Below are 14137 nucleotides of genomic sequence, written 5' to 3' on the forward strand. Positions count from 1 at the left end.
GGAGCTATGAAAGTGGCGGTTCTTGGCGGCGGCGTGATCGGCGTGTGTACCGCTTATTACCTCGCCAAAGCGGGGCATGAAGTGCATGTGCTCGAACGTAATGCTGGCGTCAGTTTGGAAACCAGCCATGCCAACGCTGGGGAAGTTTCTCCTGGATACGCCTCACCGTGGGCGGCTCCCGGCATTCCGCGCAAAGCCCTGTGGTGGTTATTGAATAAACACAGCCCGCTGGCACTGCGCCCCTGGGCAGATTGGCGAATGCTGCCCTGGTTGGCGGAATTCCGGCGTTACTGCACTGCCGAAAGCTACCAGCTCAACAAGGGGCGCATGGTGCGGCTGGCGGAATACAGCCGCGATTGTCTGCGGGAACTGCGCGTCGAAACCGGGATCCACTACGACGAACGCAGTCTTGGTACCTTGCAGCTATTCCGTACCCAGAAACAACTCGACCACAGCGCAAAAGACGCCGAGGTGCTCACGGAGCAGGGCGTACCGTTTACGCTGCTGGATCGTGCAGGTGTCATTGATCACGAACCCGGCCTGGAGCAAGTGCAGGGCAAATTCACCGGTGGCCTGCATCTGCCGGGTGATGAAACCGGCGACTGTTTCAAGTTCACCTCAGCCTTGGCCGATAAGGCGGAAACGCTCGGTGTTACCTTCCACTACGGGACGGAAGTCAAACAGCTGGTGGTCATCGACAACAGTTGGGAAGGTGTCATCACCAACAACGGTATTGTGCACGCGGATGCCTGCGTGGTGGCAATGGGCAGTTACTCCGCACGCTTGCTCAAGCCGCTGAATATTCACCTGCCGGTTTACCCGGTCAAAGGCTATTCCCTGACGGTACCGATAACACACCCGGAACTGGCTCCCGAGTCCACCGTGATGGATGAATCCCACAAGATTGCCATTACCCGCTTGGGTGACCGCATCCGTCTGGGCGGCACGGCGGAACTGAGTGGCTTCGACCTGAAGATACCGCCCAAACGCATTGCCACCCTAAAACATGTGCTGAAAGATTTGTTTCCGGAGGGTGGCGACATGGAGCAGGCGGCAGGTTGGGCAGGGTTACGCCCGATGACGCCGGATGGCCCACCCATACTTGGCAAGACGTCCTGCATGAACCTGTTTCTCAACACCGGTCACGGTACGTTGGGCTGGACAATGGCGGCGGGTAGCGGGCGGGTGCTGGCGGACATGATTTCCGGTTTACACCCGCCCATTGCCATTGACGGGTTGGGGTTGGAACGTTACGGATAAGAAAATACAGCCATGATGGCCCACAACCGTAATATTTGGCCTCTTGATAGACAGGTGTTGATAGCTTTAAGGTATGACTGCATTGGGTAGTGGCTGAACGGCAACCCGAGGAAGGTTTGAAAAAGGCACGGAATTTGCACCTCACCCCAGATACGGACAGACCCAACGTCTGCCCTCCTGCTGACGACAACGACTGAGGAGGCGTTATGGCCTTGCTGCATCAGACTGTCGAAGAGATTACCGGGCGTATCCGCGCCCGCAGCCTGTCTTCCCGCCGTGCCTATCTGGCGCGCATTGACCATGCTGTCCGCACCGGCCCGGTGCGTGGTTCGCTGGCCTGTACCAATCTCGCTCATGCTTTCGCCGCCGCACCAACGGGCGACAAGCAGGTGTTACGTGCCCTGCGCCAGCCCAATCTGGCAATTGTTTCCTCTTACAACGACATGCTTTCAGCGCACCAGCCACTGGCGGAGTACCCAACGCTGATCAAACAGGCGGCCAATGAGCTTGGAGCAACCGCCCAGTTTGCCGGTGGCGTTCCGGCCATGTGCGATGGCGTCACCCAGGGTCAGCCAGGCATGGAACTGTCGCTTTTCAGCCGTGACACGATTGCGCTAGCGACAGCGGTGGCACTTTCCCACAACAGCTTTGACGCCGCCGTCTACCTCGGTGTGTGCGACAAGATTGTGCCTGGATTGCTGATCGGAGCATTGAGCTTTGGCCATCTGCCTGCCGTGTTCATCCCGGCTGGGCCGATGACTTCCGGTATGTCCAACGACGAAAAGGCCAAAACGCGCCAGTTGTTTGCCGAGGGCAAGATTGGCCGTGATGTACTGCTGGAAGCCGAGAGCCGCTCTTACCACAGCGCCGGAACCTGCACCTTCTACGGCACTGCCAACAGCAACCAGATGCTGATGGAAGTGATGGGGCTGCATGTGCCAGGCAGCGCTTTCGTCAATCCGGGTACGCCGTTGCGTGATGCGCTGACCCGTGCAGCCGCGCTTCAGGCACTGAAAAACACCGCGCTCGGCGAGCATTTCACCCCGGTCGGTCGCATGATTGACGAACGCAGCATGGTGAACGCCATTGTCGCACTGCTGGCGACCGGCGGTTCGACCAACCACACCATGCATCTGGTAGCGATCGCTCATGCAGCCGGTATCCAGATCAACTGGGACGATTTCAACGGCCTGTCAGCGGTGGTGCCGCTGCTGGCGCGGGTCTACCCCAACGGCAAGGCAGACGTAAACCAGTTCCATGCCGCTGGCGGTAGCGCCTACCTGATCCGCGAGTTGCTTGGTGCTGGGTTGTTACATGCTGATGCGCAGACCGTCACCGGCACACTAGCCGATTACGCCAGCGAACCCTGGCTGCATGAAGGCAAGCTGGCATGGCGTGCGGCTGCTGAACAAAGCGGTGATACGGGAATTCTCCGGCCAGCCAATGAGCCTTTCGAGGCTTCGGGTGGCCTGCGATTACTACAAGGAAATTTGGGGCGTGCGGTCATCAAGGTTTCAGCGGTCAAACCGGAACATCGCGTGGTCGAAGCCCCTGCACTGGTGTTCAATGATCAGGACGAAGTTGCCGCAGCATTCAAACGTGGCGAACTGGAACGCGATTTTATTGCCGTCATCCGCTTTCAGGGGCCGCGCGCCAACGGGATGCCCGAACTGCACAAGCTGACGCCGCCGCTGGCAGTCCTGCAAGGGCGCGGTTTCAAGGTGGCACTGGTGACGGACGGGCGTATGTCGGGCGCTTCCGGCAAGGTTCCCGCAGCCATCCATGTCACGCCCGAAGCGGTTTGCGACGGCCCGTTAGCGCGCGTGCGCGATGGCGACCTGATCCGTCTGGATGGCGAAACCGGCGAACTCAACGTGTTGATTGATCCTGATGAATGGGCGGCACGAACACCCGATTCCATCGACATCAGCCACGCGCATTGGGGCATGGGGCGTGAGCTGTTCGATGGTTTCCGCGTGCGCAGCGTTGGTGCAGAACAGGGTGCGCTGAGCATTCTATGTGACCTGTTCGACATTCATTACACCCCCTCCAGTGCAAGCAAAACGCAGGTGGAAGCATGAGTACACCCATCCATCAGACGGAAAACATGGCGCTTCCGCAGATTCTCGGTCTGGCTCCGGTTATGCCAGTGATTGTAATCGAAGATCTGGCTCATGCTGTACCACTGGCCAAAGCGCTGGTGGCTGGCGGCTTGAGGGTGCTGGAAGTGACGCTACGCACCCCGGTCGCCATGCAGGCCGTTGCCATGATCGCCGCCGAAGTGCCGGAAGCGGTGGTCGGCGTCGGCACTTTGACCCGTCCGGAACAGTTTGCTGAAGCCGAAGCCGTAGGTGCACAGTTCGCTGTCAGCCCCGGTCTCACCTCCGCCCTGGTCGTTGCCAGTAAACAATCGGCCATGCCCTTGCTACCGGGAATATTTACTCCCGGCGAAGCCATGCAGGCATTTGAGGATGGCTTCCGTTACCTGAAGCTGTTCCCGGCCAAACAGGCGGGTGGCTTGGGTATGCTCAAGGCGCTGGGCGGCCCGCTACCGGAATTGAGCTTCTGCCCCACCGGCGGGATCAGCAGCACCGATTTCCGTGACTATCTGGCGCTGCCGAATGTGGTGTGTGTCGGCGGCTCCTGGGTCGCGTCGCTGGAACTGATGCGCGCTGGCGACTGGCAGGCCATTACCCAACTTGCGGCAGAGGCAACGGCCTGAGCAGCCACGCCATGCAGGAGGACAAACCATGATCGAAACGCCTGTCTCCAACCCTCTGCTGGCTGGTCTGCAAGAGGATCAACTGGCCCAACCCTGTATCTTGGTGATCTTCGGCGGTGGTGGCGACCTTTCCAAACGCAAACTGATACCCGCGATCTATAACCAGTCGCTGGATGGGGGTCTGCCAGCCAGCTTTGCCCTGCTGGGTCTGGCCTTGCAGGAAATGGACGATCAGGGCTACCGCCAATTTGCTCGTGAAGGCATCGAAAGCTTCTCGCGACAACCGTTGGATGAGCAACACTGGCCGGATTTCGAGCGCCTGTTGCACTACGAGCCTGGTTCCTTCACCGACCCGCAAACCTACCAGCGGCTCAAGCAGCGGCTGGAAGAAATCGACCAGACTTTCGGCATTCCCGGCAACCGGGTGTTTTATCTGGCGATTCCGCCTTCCCTGATCGAAACCTGCGTGCAAAACCTCAACGACGCCGGGCTGGTCTATCCGGTCGAGGACGCCCAGCACTTTTCACGGGTAATCGTGGAAAAACCGATCGGCCACGACCTACAAAGCGCGCGGCAGGTGAATGACGTGCTGGGGCGCAATCTCGACGAAAGCCAGATTTACCGCATCGATCATTACCTCGGCAAGGAAACAGTGCAGAACATCCTGGCAATGCGCTTCGGCAATACCATCTTCGAGCCGCTGTGGAACCGCAAATACATCGAGCACGTGCAGATTACCGTGGCCGAAGCGGAAGGCGTTGGTACGCGCGCTGGCTATTACGACCACGCCGGGGCGCTGCGTGACATGGTGCAGAACCATATCCTGCAGCTGCTGACCCTGATCGCCATGGAGCCACCTTGGTCAATGAAGGCAGACGTGATCCGTGACCACCGCCAGAACGTACTCAACTGCCTGCGCCCGATCACCCCGGAGATCGTCAACCAGCATGTGGTGCGCGCGCAATACGGGCCGGGCTACCACGGCGGCTTCGATGTGCCCGGCTATCGCCGCGAGGAAGGCGTCGGCCCGGACTCCACCACCGAGACTTACGTGGCGCTGAAGGTATTCATCGACAACTGGCGTTGGGCGGGCGTGCCGTTCTACATCCGTACCGGCAAGCGCATGACCAAACGCGCCAGCGAAATCGCGGTACACTTCCGGGGTGTGCCGCCAGTGCTGTTCAACGCTGACCCCAGCCATCCGATCGAACAGAATGTGCTGGCTTTGAGTATCCAGCCTAACGAAGGCTTGTCGCTGCGCATTTCCACCAAATTGCCGGGGCCGAAGGTGCGCATCTTCCCGGTGAAAATGGACTTCCGCTACGGCTCCACCTTTGGTGACCAGTCGCCCGAAGCCTACGAACGCCTGATGCTGGATGTGATGGCGGGTGACGCCACTCTGTTCATGCGCCGTGATGCGGTGGAAAGTTCCTGGATGTTTATCGAAAACATTCTGGATGCCTGGAACAGCAGCGGTGTGCGTTGGCTACCGGAATATACTGCAGGCACCTGGGGGCCGGTCGAAGCCGAACGTATGATCGAAAACGACGATTTCAGGTGGCGGTTGCTATGAACGAGAAAACCCGCCACCGCCTGCGCAGGGTCGAGGAAAAAAACGTCCGTATCCGCCATATTCCGCGCGAGCTGGACGCCATTTGGGCTGGCTTGCAGCAAGAGCTGGGCGAGGGGCAGGTAGTTACCCGCGCCTGCATGTCCAACCTGATCATTTATTGCGATGACGATGACCAGACCCTTGAGGTTAATGAAGCCCTGCCGCGCATCGTCTCGGCGCACCCTTGCCGGGTGATCCTGCTGACGGGGTTGGGGTATACCGGCGAACCGGGGCTGGATGTGTTTGTCTCCGGGCTATACAGCAAACTGCCCGGCGGCCTGCAGGTCAGCGCCGAACTGATCCGTGTGATTGCCGATTCGAGCGCGCGCAAACGGCTAGCACCGGTAGCGCGCGCCCATCTGGTTGGTGACTTGCCGACTACCCTGTGGTGGGCATCCCATGAACCCGCCCCTTTCCTGGGCGAAACGTTTAACCCGCTCACCGCCATGGCTGATCAGATCATTTACGACAGCTTTGGTTGGCAATCACCCACCAAGGGAATGCAGGCGATGTCGCGCTGGGTGCAGGCGCAAAGTGCTGAATATGTGATTTATAATCTGGCCTGGCGGCGTCTGAAATACTGGCGCAACCTGCTTAGCCAGGTGCTGGATCCCGCCGTGCAGCCGAATGCCCTGTCCGCAGTCAGTAAACTGCACATCGAACACGGCCCCCATGCCGTAGCCATGAGTTCACTGCTGGTCGGCTGGTTGGCTTCGCTGCTGGGCTGGCGGGTCGAAGGCGGCAAGGTGGTTGCCGGTAAACAGACCGTATGGCAATTCAGCATCGGCAATCGCCGCGTACCTGTCACCCTGACACGGCTGGTCGAAGCACCCCCCGGCCCGTCGCGTATCGACTGGCGCTGGCGGGAAGGTAGTGCGGAACGCCGCGCAGTGTTCGCCGATCTGGGCGGAGACCGTATCGGTGTGGTCGAAGTTGAATCGGATATTCCGGTACGCCTGCTTCATGCGCCTGCCGCCTGTCAGGCTGATTTAGTGTCAGCGCAAATGGCTCACCGTGCGCGTGATCGGGTGTTTGAACGCGCCCTGGAAACCGGCAATAGCATGACCAGCGTTCTTCTTGGGTGATTTTTAGTTACCTCAATATACAACCGGTTATTCCGGTTTTTGTGTTGTTTATCGTAAAGAAAGGGCTGCCTGACATATTTTTATAACCTTGTAAGCGCCTGATTCGACTACACTCCTTAGTGGATATTTCAACAATAGCCCCAAGGAAAAGTGTCATGGAGAGAAAGCGTTCGTGCTGTTGTGGTGGTTTGCCCACGATGTGGTGGTGGTTGCTGACCCTGTTGGGTTTGCCCTTGCTGTTTTTACTGATGTTGAGTTCGCGCCAGGGCGTGATTGAGAATGACCTCGCTAGCCGGAGTGAAGCTGGTTTGAAGGCGGCAGGCATGGGCTGGGTCACAGCCAAACTGGCCGGTCGTGATGTGCAACTTCAGGGCGTTGCCGCATCGGAGACAGAGCGGGATGAAGCCGCCCGGCTCGTGCAAGGTATTGACGGCGTGCGGGATGTGCAAAACCTGATTGAGGTCAAGGCTCCCGCAACACTGGCGGATAGTGCAGGCTTGGCGGCGGATGCTGATCCACAGTTAGAGGCTCCGCTAGACACAGGTACAGGTACGCAGGAAGCACTTGCCGCCGCGCAAGAAGTGCCCGCAGCGCCCGATCCAGCATCCCCGGAAGCACAAGGAGGGGGCGCTGCGCTTGAACAGCCTGTTGCACTAACACTCCCTGACCAGTCCGCTATTCCTGGGCAAGCCACTGCGCCCGAGCAAGCTATTGCACCTGATCAAGTTACCGAGCCGGGGCCGACTGGTATGGATGATGCTACCCAGGGGCAGCAGCTTGCTGTAGCGCCAGAGCCGTCAGCGGTTCCTGCTGCTGAGCCAGCCCCTGAACCCGTGGTAGCCTCTGCTTCCGAACCCAGTGCCGAAGAGCAGGCAGTACAGGATTGCCAGCAACAATTGAATGATGCCATGAGCGGCAAAACTATCCTGTTTGAAACCAACAAGGCAGCCATCAAGCGCGGTAGCATTGCCTTGCTGGATTCACTGGCGGGTATTATGTCCAGTTGCAAGGGCGTGGTTGCAGACCGTGGTGTTGAAGTGAGTGGCCATACCGATAACGTGGGCAATGACACTTACAACCAGAAGCTGAGCCAGCGGCGTGCCGATGCCGTCAAGGATTATCTGGTTGGCAAGGGTATTGATGGCGCATTGCTCAAGAGCGTGGGCTATGGTGAAAGCAAACCGGTTGCTTCCAACGATACTCCGGAAGGCCGTTCCCAGAACCGCAGAATCAACTTTGAAATCAGCCCGGAATGAGGAGAAGCGAAATGATGTATTTATTTTCACAACTGTTCTTCTGGCTGCTGCTGGCCTTTATCTTTGGCCTGGTGATGGGCTGGTTTTCAAACTCAGGGAACGAGGACTAAATCATGACGATGTTTTTGATACAGGCTTTATTGTGGTTATTAGCAGTTTTCCTGCTTGGTTATGGGATTAGCCGTTTTTTGAAATCGCTGTTCTGCCGTGATCAGGTGGATGACATTGATGCTTACACTTATAACCGGCCAACGGCGATGCCTGGAGTAGATGCAGGCAGGGTTGGCGCGCCGAGTAGGGGTATTTCGGCCACTACCGCTAGCGCCTTGGGTGGCGTGGCTGCGGCTGCTGCGGGTGCAGTCGCGGTTGCCCGCACCAAAATGGAGGAGGCCGAGTTTCCTGAAGTCTCGTTGAAAACGCCACGTATGGATGCAGACCTGCCAGACGTCTCGTTGAAAGCGCCGCGTATGGATGTAGGGCTGCCAGATGTTGGGTTGTCAGCTCCTGCCATGGTGGGCTTGAGTGGCATTGACCCACACAAGCCGATAGTCAATCCGCCTGATCTTGATATGGAGCTGGAGCTACCAGAGCTAGGCTTGCCTGATATCGAAACCGCTCTGCCAGAAGCTTCGCTGACAATGCCTGAAATTAAGGCTGATGTACCTGACATATCGCTGGAAATGCCGGAAGTCGATGTTCCTGACATATCGTTGGAAATGTCTGAAGCTGAAGTTAACGTGCCAAGCATTTCCCTGCAAGCGCATGAACTCAACCCGATGGACGCGGATGCCAATATCCCGAGCGTAGCGTTCGCCGATGAAGCCCCGTCTCTGCCAGAAGCCAGCACGGATGACGGTGGCAGCTTACTGGACATGGCCAAGGGGGCAGTCGTTGCAGCGGGTGCAGGTCTGGTAGCCAAGGCCGCTTCCGCCATGGATTTCAGCGGTGTTGACCCACACAAACCGATAGTCGACCCGCCTGATTTCGACCTTGATCTGCCAGATATGGCGGTGAAATCTTTGGGAATGGGTGTGGACGGCATTGACCCGCACAAGCCGATCATTGACCCGCCTGACCTTGACATGGAACTGGCAGGATTGGATTTGCCTGATGTCAAAGCCAGTCTGCCAGAAGCCGCCATAGAAATACCAGGGATTAAGGCAGGTTTACCGGATGTATCCGTGGAAATGCCGGAAGTTGAAGCTGACCTGCCACAGCCTTCCCTGCAAGCGCCGGAACTGAGTCCAATGGAAGCAGATGCCAGCATCCCGAGCGTAGCGTTCGCCGATGAAGCCCCGTCTCTGCCAGAAGCCAGCACGGATGACGGTGGCAGCTTACTGGACATGGCCAAGGGGGCAGTCGTTGCAGCGGGTGCAGGTCTGGTAGCCAAGGCCGCTTCCGCCATGGATTTCAGCGGTGTTGACCCACACAAACCGATAGTCGACCCGCCTGATTTCGACCTTGATCTGCCAGATATGGCGGTGAAATCTTTGGGAATGGGTGTGGACGGCATTAACCCGCACAAGCCGATAGTCAATCCGCCTGACCTTGACATGGAACTGGCAGGATTGGATTTGCCTGATGTCAAAGCCAGTCTGCCAGAAGCCGCCATAGAAATACCAGGGATTAAGGCAGGTTTACCGGATGTATCCGTGGAAATGCCGGAAGTTGAAGCTGACCTGCCACAGCCTTCCCTGCAAGCGCCGGAACTGAGTCCAATGGAAGCAGATGCCAGCATCCCGAGCGTAGCGTTCGCCGATGAAGCCCCGTCTCTGCCAGAAGCCAGCACGGATGACGGTGGCAGCTTACTGGACATGGCCAAGGGGGCAGTCGTTGCAGCGGGTGCAGGTCTGGCAGCCAAGGCTGCTTCCGCCATGGATTTCAGCGGTGTTGACCCACACAAACCGATAGTCGACCCGCCTGATTTCGACCTTGATCTGCCAGATATGGCGGTGAAATCTTTGGGAATGGGCGTGGACGGCATTGACCCGCACAAGCCGATCATTGACCCGCCTGACCTTGACATGGCACTGGCAGGATTGGATTTGCCTGATGTCAAAGCCAGTCTGCCAGAATCTCTGCCAGAAGCCAGCACGGATGACGGTGGCAGCTTACTGGACATGGCCAAGGGGGCGGTCGTTGCAGCGGGTGCAGGTCTGGCAGCCAAGGCCGCTTCCGCCATGGATTTCAGCGGTATTGACCCACACAAACCGATTATTGACCCACCTGACCACACTGCGGCTTTGCCTGCTAGCGGCTGGGGTGCAGGTACGGATGCCGGGAAAAGTGAGGAAGACGATGATGATGCTGATTGGTTGTTAGCTTTGGTACGGCGGATCAAATATGAATACCAAGGACGTAATCCCCGCGCGGTCAGCAAGTTATGGGATGCGGTCAGCAGTGATTATGACTGCTCGGCTCTTGATGAATACGAGTCACTCACCTTGCATCCCGCGCAGTACGACAAACTGGGTATAAGCCATTGCGGTGTCCCTCATGCCGGTTTTGTCGCGGTTGGCGGTGATGTCAGTAGCATAGAGCCGGGTTGCGCTGTCCTTTTCCATTACCCTAATGTCGTAGTGTGTCGTGACCACGAAGACAACCATCATTTTATCCGTGTAACCGGTTAAAGTCGTTGTGATTTCCCCTCCACATTTTAGAGGGGAAATCAGTCTCCCCATTAATTTGCGAAATATCAAAAATTATAATGTCTTTGGTTTAGTATTCTAAAAAACCGATTATGATAAGCGAAAAACCCTATCGTAGGGCGTGAAAAATCTTGACCTGCATCAAGTTGGTGCAGTGGCTCAGGCGTAACATGATTGCTCGAAACAATTTACCCTAAATAAAAAAGTAGGAGATAGTCATGAAAACACAAATCCTGATGGTGTCGCTGCTGACGCTGGGCCTAGGCTCTGCGGTCTGGGCGGAAGATGCAGCAAAAACAGAGCTGGCCAAGATTGAAGAATCTGCCACTGCCGCGAAAGATGCTGACAAGCCTGCTGATGTGGTTGCTGCCAAAGATGAACCGATCAAGCCGATTGAGGCTGCTGAAGTCAAAGACCCTGCCATGGTTGAGCTGGGTAAAAAGCTGTATTTTGACCCACGCCTTTCCAAATCCGGTTTCATTTCCTGCAACTCCTGCCATAACCTGAGTATGGGCGGTACTGACAACCTGCCGACCTCCATTGGCGATCACTGGCAACAAGGCCCCATCAACGCTCCGACCGTGCTGAACTCCAGTATGAACGTGGCGCAATTCTGGGATGGCCGCGCCAAAGACCTGAAAGAGCAGGCAGGAGGCCCGATTGCCAACCCCGGCGAAATGGCGTTCACGCATGAGCTGGCGCTCGATGTGCTGCAATCCATCCCCCAATACAAGGATGAGTTCAAGAGCGTATTTGGCAAGGATGAAATGGATATCGGCATGGTGACCGATGCCATTGCCGCGTTTGAAGAAACTTTGGTGACGCCAGATTCCAAATTTGACCAATGGCTCAAGGGTGACAGCAAGGCGCTGGCCGATAACGAACTGGCTGGTTACAAGCTATTCAAGGAAAGCGGTTGCGTGGCTTGTCACAATGGCCCGGCAGTTGGCGGCAACAGCTTCCAGAAAATGGGTGTGGTGGAACCCTACAAGACCGATAGCAAGGCCGAAGGGATGGCCGGTCTGACCAAGAAGGATGAAGACCGTTTCAAGTTCAAAGTGCCAACGCTACGTAACGTGGAAATGACCTATCCCTACTTCCATGATGGGGCTGCCAAGACGCTGGAACAGGCTGTTACCACCATGGGGCAACTCCAGTTGGGCAAGAAGTTTACCGATGCGGAAACTGCCGACATCGTGGCTTTCCTGAAGACCCTGACCGGCAAGCAGCCTGAGCTACAGCTGCCTATCCTGCCGCCTTCCACCAACGATACGCCAGTGCCAGAGCCTTTCAACAAGGCTGATATGGAAAAAGCCAAGCAGAAAGACGCTGCGGCCAAGACTGACGGCAAACAGTCCTGATCCTGCACAGTGAGGCTATCGCCCTTTCCCGGATCGTTTTTACGGGAAGGGGAGGGCGATACTGATGCGTAAACCTTGCCCCGGCCTGTTGGTAGCGCGGATGCTGCCGCCGTGGCTTTCAATGGCGCGGCGGGCAATCGCCAGCCCCAAACCATACCCGTTGCGGGCGGGGCTACCCGTGCTGCTGCGCTGGAATGGCTCAAAAATGCTCTCCAATTCCGTTTCCGGTACGCCACTGCCTTGGTCATCTACCGTCATGTGCAAGCTGTTGCCGTTTTGATGGATGGCGACCGTCACCGTGGTGTCTGGTGGGGTGTGGTGGATGGCGTTGCGCACCACATTTTCCAACGCCCGGTAAAGCAGCTCGCCATGCCCCTGGATGAGCAGGGATTCTTCCAGGTCGGACTGGAATGACACTTGCCGCGACAAGGCGCTGGCCTCAAAGCGGGCGTCATCAATCACCGCGTCTACCAGTTCCAGAATGTCGATATATTCGTCTTTGGGTTGCGGTACGCCGGATTCCAGGCGGGAAAGGGTTAGCACTTCGCCGACCAAAGTATCCAGCCGTTCGGCTTCATGCTCAATGCGCTCAAGGCTGCTGGCTATCTTTTCCGGTTGCTGGCGGGCGAGGCCGATACTGACCTGCAAACGCGCCAGCGGGGAGCGCAGTTCGTGCGAAACGTCATGCAGCAGGCGGCGTTGCGAGGCCATCAGGTTCTGTATCTGCGTGGCCATATCGTCGAAAGCCAGCCCGAGGTCAGCAATTTCATCACGCCGAGAACCGATGGCCGGGCTGACACGCCGACTCAGGTCGCCTTTGGCAACCGCGCCGAAGGCTGCACGTAATACCCCTACCGGTTTGGAAAAATACCACGCCAGCAGGAAGCTGGAGATAAAGCTCACAATAATGCCGGAGAAGATTAGCGATTCTGGCCGTAAGTGGTGTGGCGGTGGCAGACGGTTGCCTGCTTGCTGGAACTGGGGAAACTGGCCTGACAAGGGGGCAAACAACAGGTAGCTTTCGCTGTCTTTCTGTACCTGACGCACGATTGGCAGCTTGAGGTCACCTTCCAGCCCGGCGCGTACCCGTTGCAGGGTATCGGCGGATACTTCCCGCCCTAGCAGTTCCTTGCCTGCGGCATCGACAGCGTAGATTTGCAGGCTGCCGGGGGCTTCATCTTTCTGTTCCTGCAACATGTTGCGCATGGCCGCAGTGCCGCCATACAGGAAGGTGTTGGCGGCTGCCTTGACCGCCAGTACCGAGCTAGGGCGGATGACGACTTCCTTGTCCATATCCTGAAAGCTGCTGCGGTGTATCCAGACGGTAACGCCGGTGACAACGCCTGCGGCCAATAGGGTCAGCCAGAAGGTGAGCAGGATTTTCCAGAACAAACGCCCCATGGGTTACTCCCAGATCAGTTGGTAGCCGACGCCGCGCACGGTCTGTATGCAGGAGCGCCCGTCCGGCAGGTTGCCGAGTTTGTGGCGGAGGCTACTCATGTGTACGTCGACGCTGCGGTCGTAACGGGTGAGCGCGCGCCCGAGACCGTGACTGGAAAGGTCAGCCTTGCTGACGGTCTGGCCTGCCTGGCGGGCGAGCACTTCCAGCAGGTTGAATTCGGTACTGGTCAGCTCCAGCGTTTGGCCTTGGCGCAATGCCTGCCGTTTTTCTGGCCATAGGGTCAGTTCACCAGCGTGGATGGGGTCGCGGTTATTGGCGCTGGTTTCCGGGTTGGCGCGGCGCAGGATGGCACGGATGCGGGCGGCGAGTTCGCGTGGCATACACGGTTTGGGCACGTAATCATCTGCACCCAGTTCCAGGCCGATGATGCGGTCGATGTCGTCGCCACGGGCAGTGAGCATCAGCACGGGCATCTGGCTATGGGTGCGGATGCGGCTGAGGGCTTCGATACCGCTCATGCCGGGCATCATCACATCCAGCACCACCAGTGCGTAACTGCCGTTGAGCGCGGCGCGTACTGCCGAGTCGCCGTCATGCACGGCGTCCACGCTGAAACCTTCCTGTTCCAGGTATTCCTTCAGCATGTTGGTGAGTTCGATGTCGTCATCGACCAGTAGTAGCTTGCTCATGGCGGTGGGTGTTTTTCCGGGTTTTACATACCCCGGATGATACGGTGAATGGGTGGGCAAGGTGGAGGGTTTTACATTTCTTTACATGGGTTTACTTGCGTT

General features: G+C 57.6%; 10 protein-coding genes. 8 read left to right on the forward strand and 2 right to left on the reverse strand.

The window, feature by feature from the left end; genetic code table 11:
• Positions 1 to 6: 6 nt before the first annotated feature.
• The 8 genes from THINI_RS19320 (at position 7) to THINI_RS19355 (ending at position 11944) form a co-directional block, all read left to right on the forward strand.
• The gene (locus THINI_RS19320; RefSeq protein WP_002710201.1) at positions 7 to 1260 is read left to right on the forward strand and encodes a D-amino acid dehydrogenase; all 1254 of its coding nucleotides are present in this window, start codon (positions 7 to 9) and stop codon (positions 1258 to 1260) included.
• 206 nt (positions 1261 to 1466) lie between these two features.
• Positions 1467 to 3341 (forward strand): phosphogluconate dehydratase, encoded by a 1875-nt coding sequence (edd, locus tag THINI_RS19325; RefSeq protein WP_002710202.1) that lies wholly within the window; start codon positions 1467 to 1469, stop codon positions 3339 to 3341.
• Positions 3338 to 3982, forward strand: a complete 645-nt coding sequence (locus tag THINI_RS19330) for a bifunctional 4-hydroxy-2-oxoglutarate aldolase/2-dehydro-3-deoxy-phosphogluconate aldolase (protein WP_002710203.1) — start codon at positions 3338 to 3340, stop codon at positions 3980 to 3982. Before edd ends, THINI_RS19330 begins: the two co-directional genes overlap by 4 nt.
• Positions 3983 to 4010: 28 nt before the next feature.
• Positions 4011 to 5555: a glucose-6-phosphate dehydrogenase gene (gene zwf / locus THINI_RS19335; RefSeq protein ID WP_002710204.1), complete on the forward strand. Its 1545-nt coding sequence runs from the start codon at positions 4011 to 4013 to the stop codon at positions 5553 to 5555.
• Entirely contained in the window at positions 5552 to 6679 is a 1128-nt protein-coding gene (locus THINI_RS19340) for a glucose-6-phosphate dehydrogenase assembly protein OpcA (RefSeq protein ID WP_002710205.1), read from the forward strand. The genes zwf and THINI_RS19340 overlap by 4 nt, the downstream gene beginning before the upstream one ends.
• A 155-nt stretch (positions 6680 to 6834) precedes the next feature.
• Entirely contained in the window at positions 6835 to 7935 is a 1101-nt protein-coding gene (locus tag THINI_RS23785) for an OmpA family protein (protein ID WP_002710206.1), read from the forward strand.
• 113 nt (positions 7936 to 8048) lie between these two features.
• Positions 8049 to 10565, forward strand: a complete 2517-nt coding sequence (locus THINI_RS19350) for a hypothetical protein (protein ID WP_002710208.1) — start codon at positions 8049 to 8051, stop codon at positions 10563 to 10565.
• A 236-nt stretch (positions 10566 to 10801) separates the two neighbouring features.
• Positions 10802 to 11944, forward strand: coding sequence for a cytochrome-c peroxidase (locus THINI_RS19355; RefSeq protein WP_002710209.1), 1143 nt, complete (start codon positions 10802 to 10804; stop codon positions 11942 to 11944).
• A gap of 39 nt (positions 11945 to 11983) precedes the next feature.
• Here the strand turns inward: THINI_RS19355 and THINI_RS19360 are convergent, their stop codons facing one another.
• On the reverse strand, positions 11984 to 13345 hold the full coding sequence (locus tag THINI_RS19360; protein ID WP_002710210.1) for an ATP-binding protein: 1362 nt from the start codon (positions 13343 to 13345) through the stop codon (positions 11984 to 11986).
• Between the two features lie 3 nt (positions 13346 to 13348).
• Entirely contained in the window at positions 13349 to 14035 is a 687-nt protein-coding gene (locus tag THINI_RS19365; RefSeq protein ID WP_002710211.1) for a response regulator transcription factor, read from the reverse strand.
• Between the last annotated feature and the right edge of the window lie 102 nt (positions 14036 to 14137).

The sequence above is a fragment of the Thiothrix nivea DSM 5205 genome (assembly GCF_000260135.1).
Taxonomy (GTDB): Bacteria; Pseudomonadota; Gammaproteobacteria; order Thiotrichales; family Thiotrichaceae; genus Thiothrix; species Thiothrix nivea.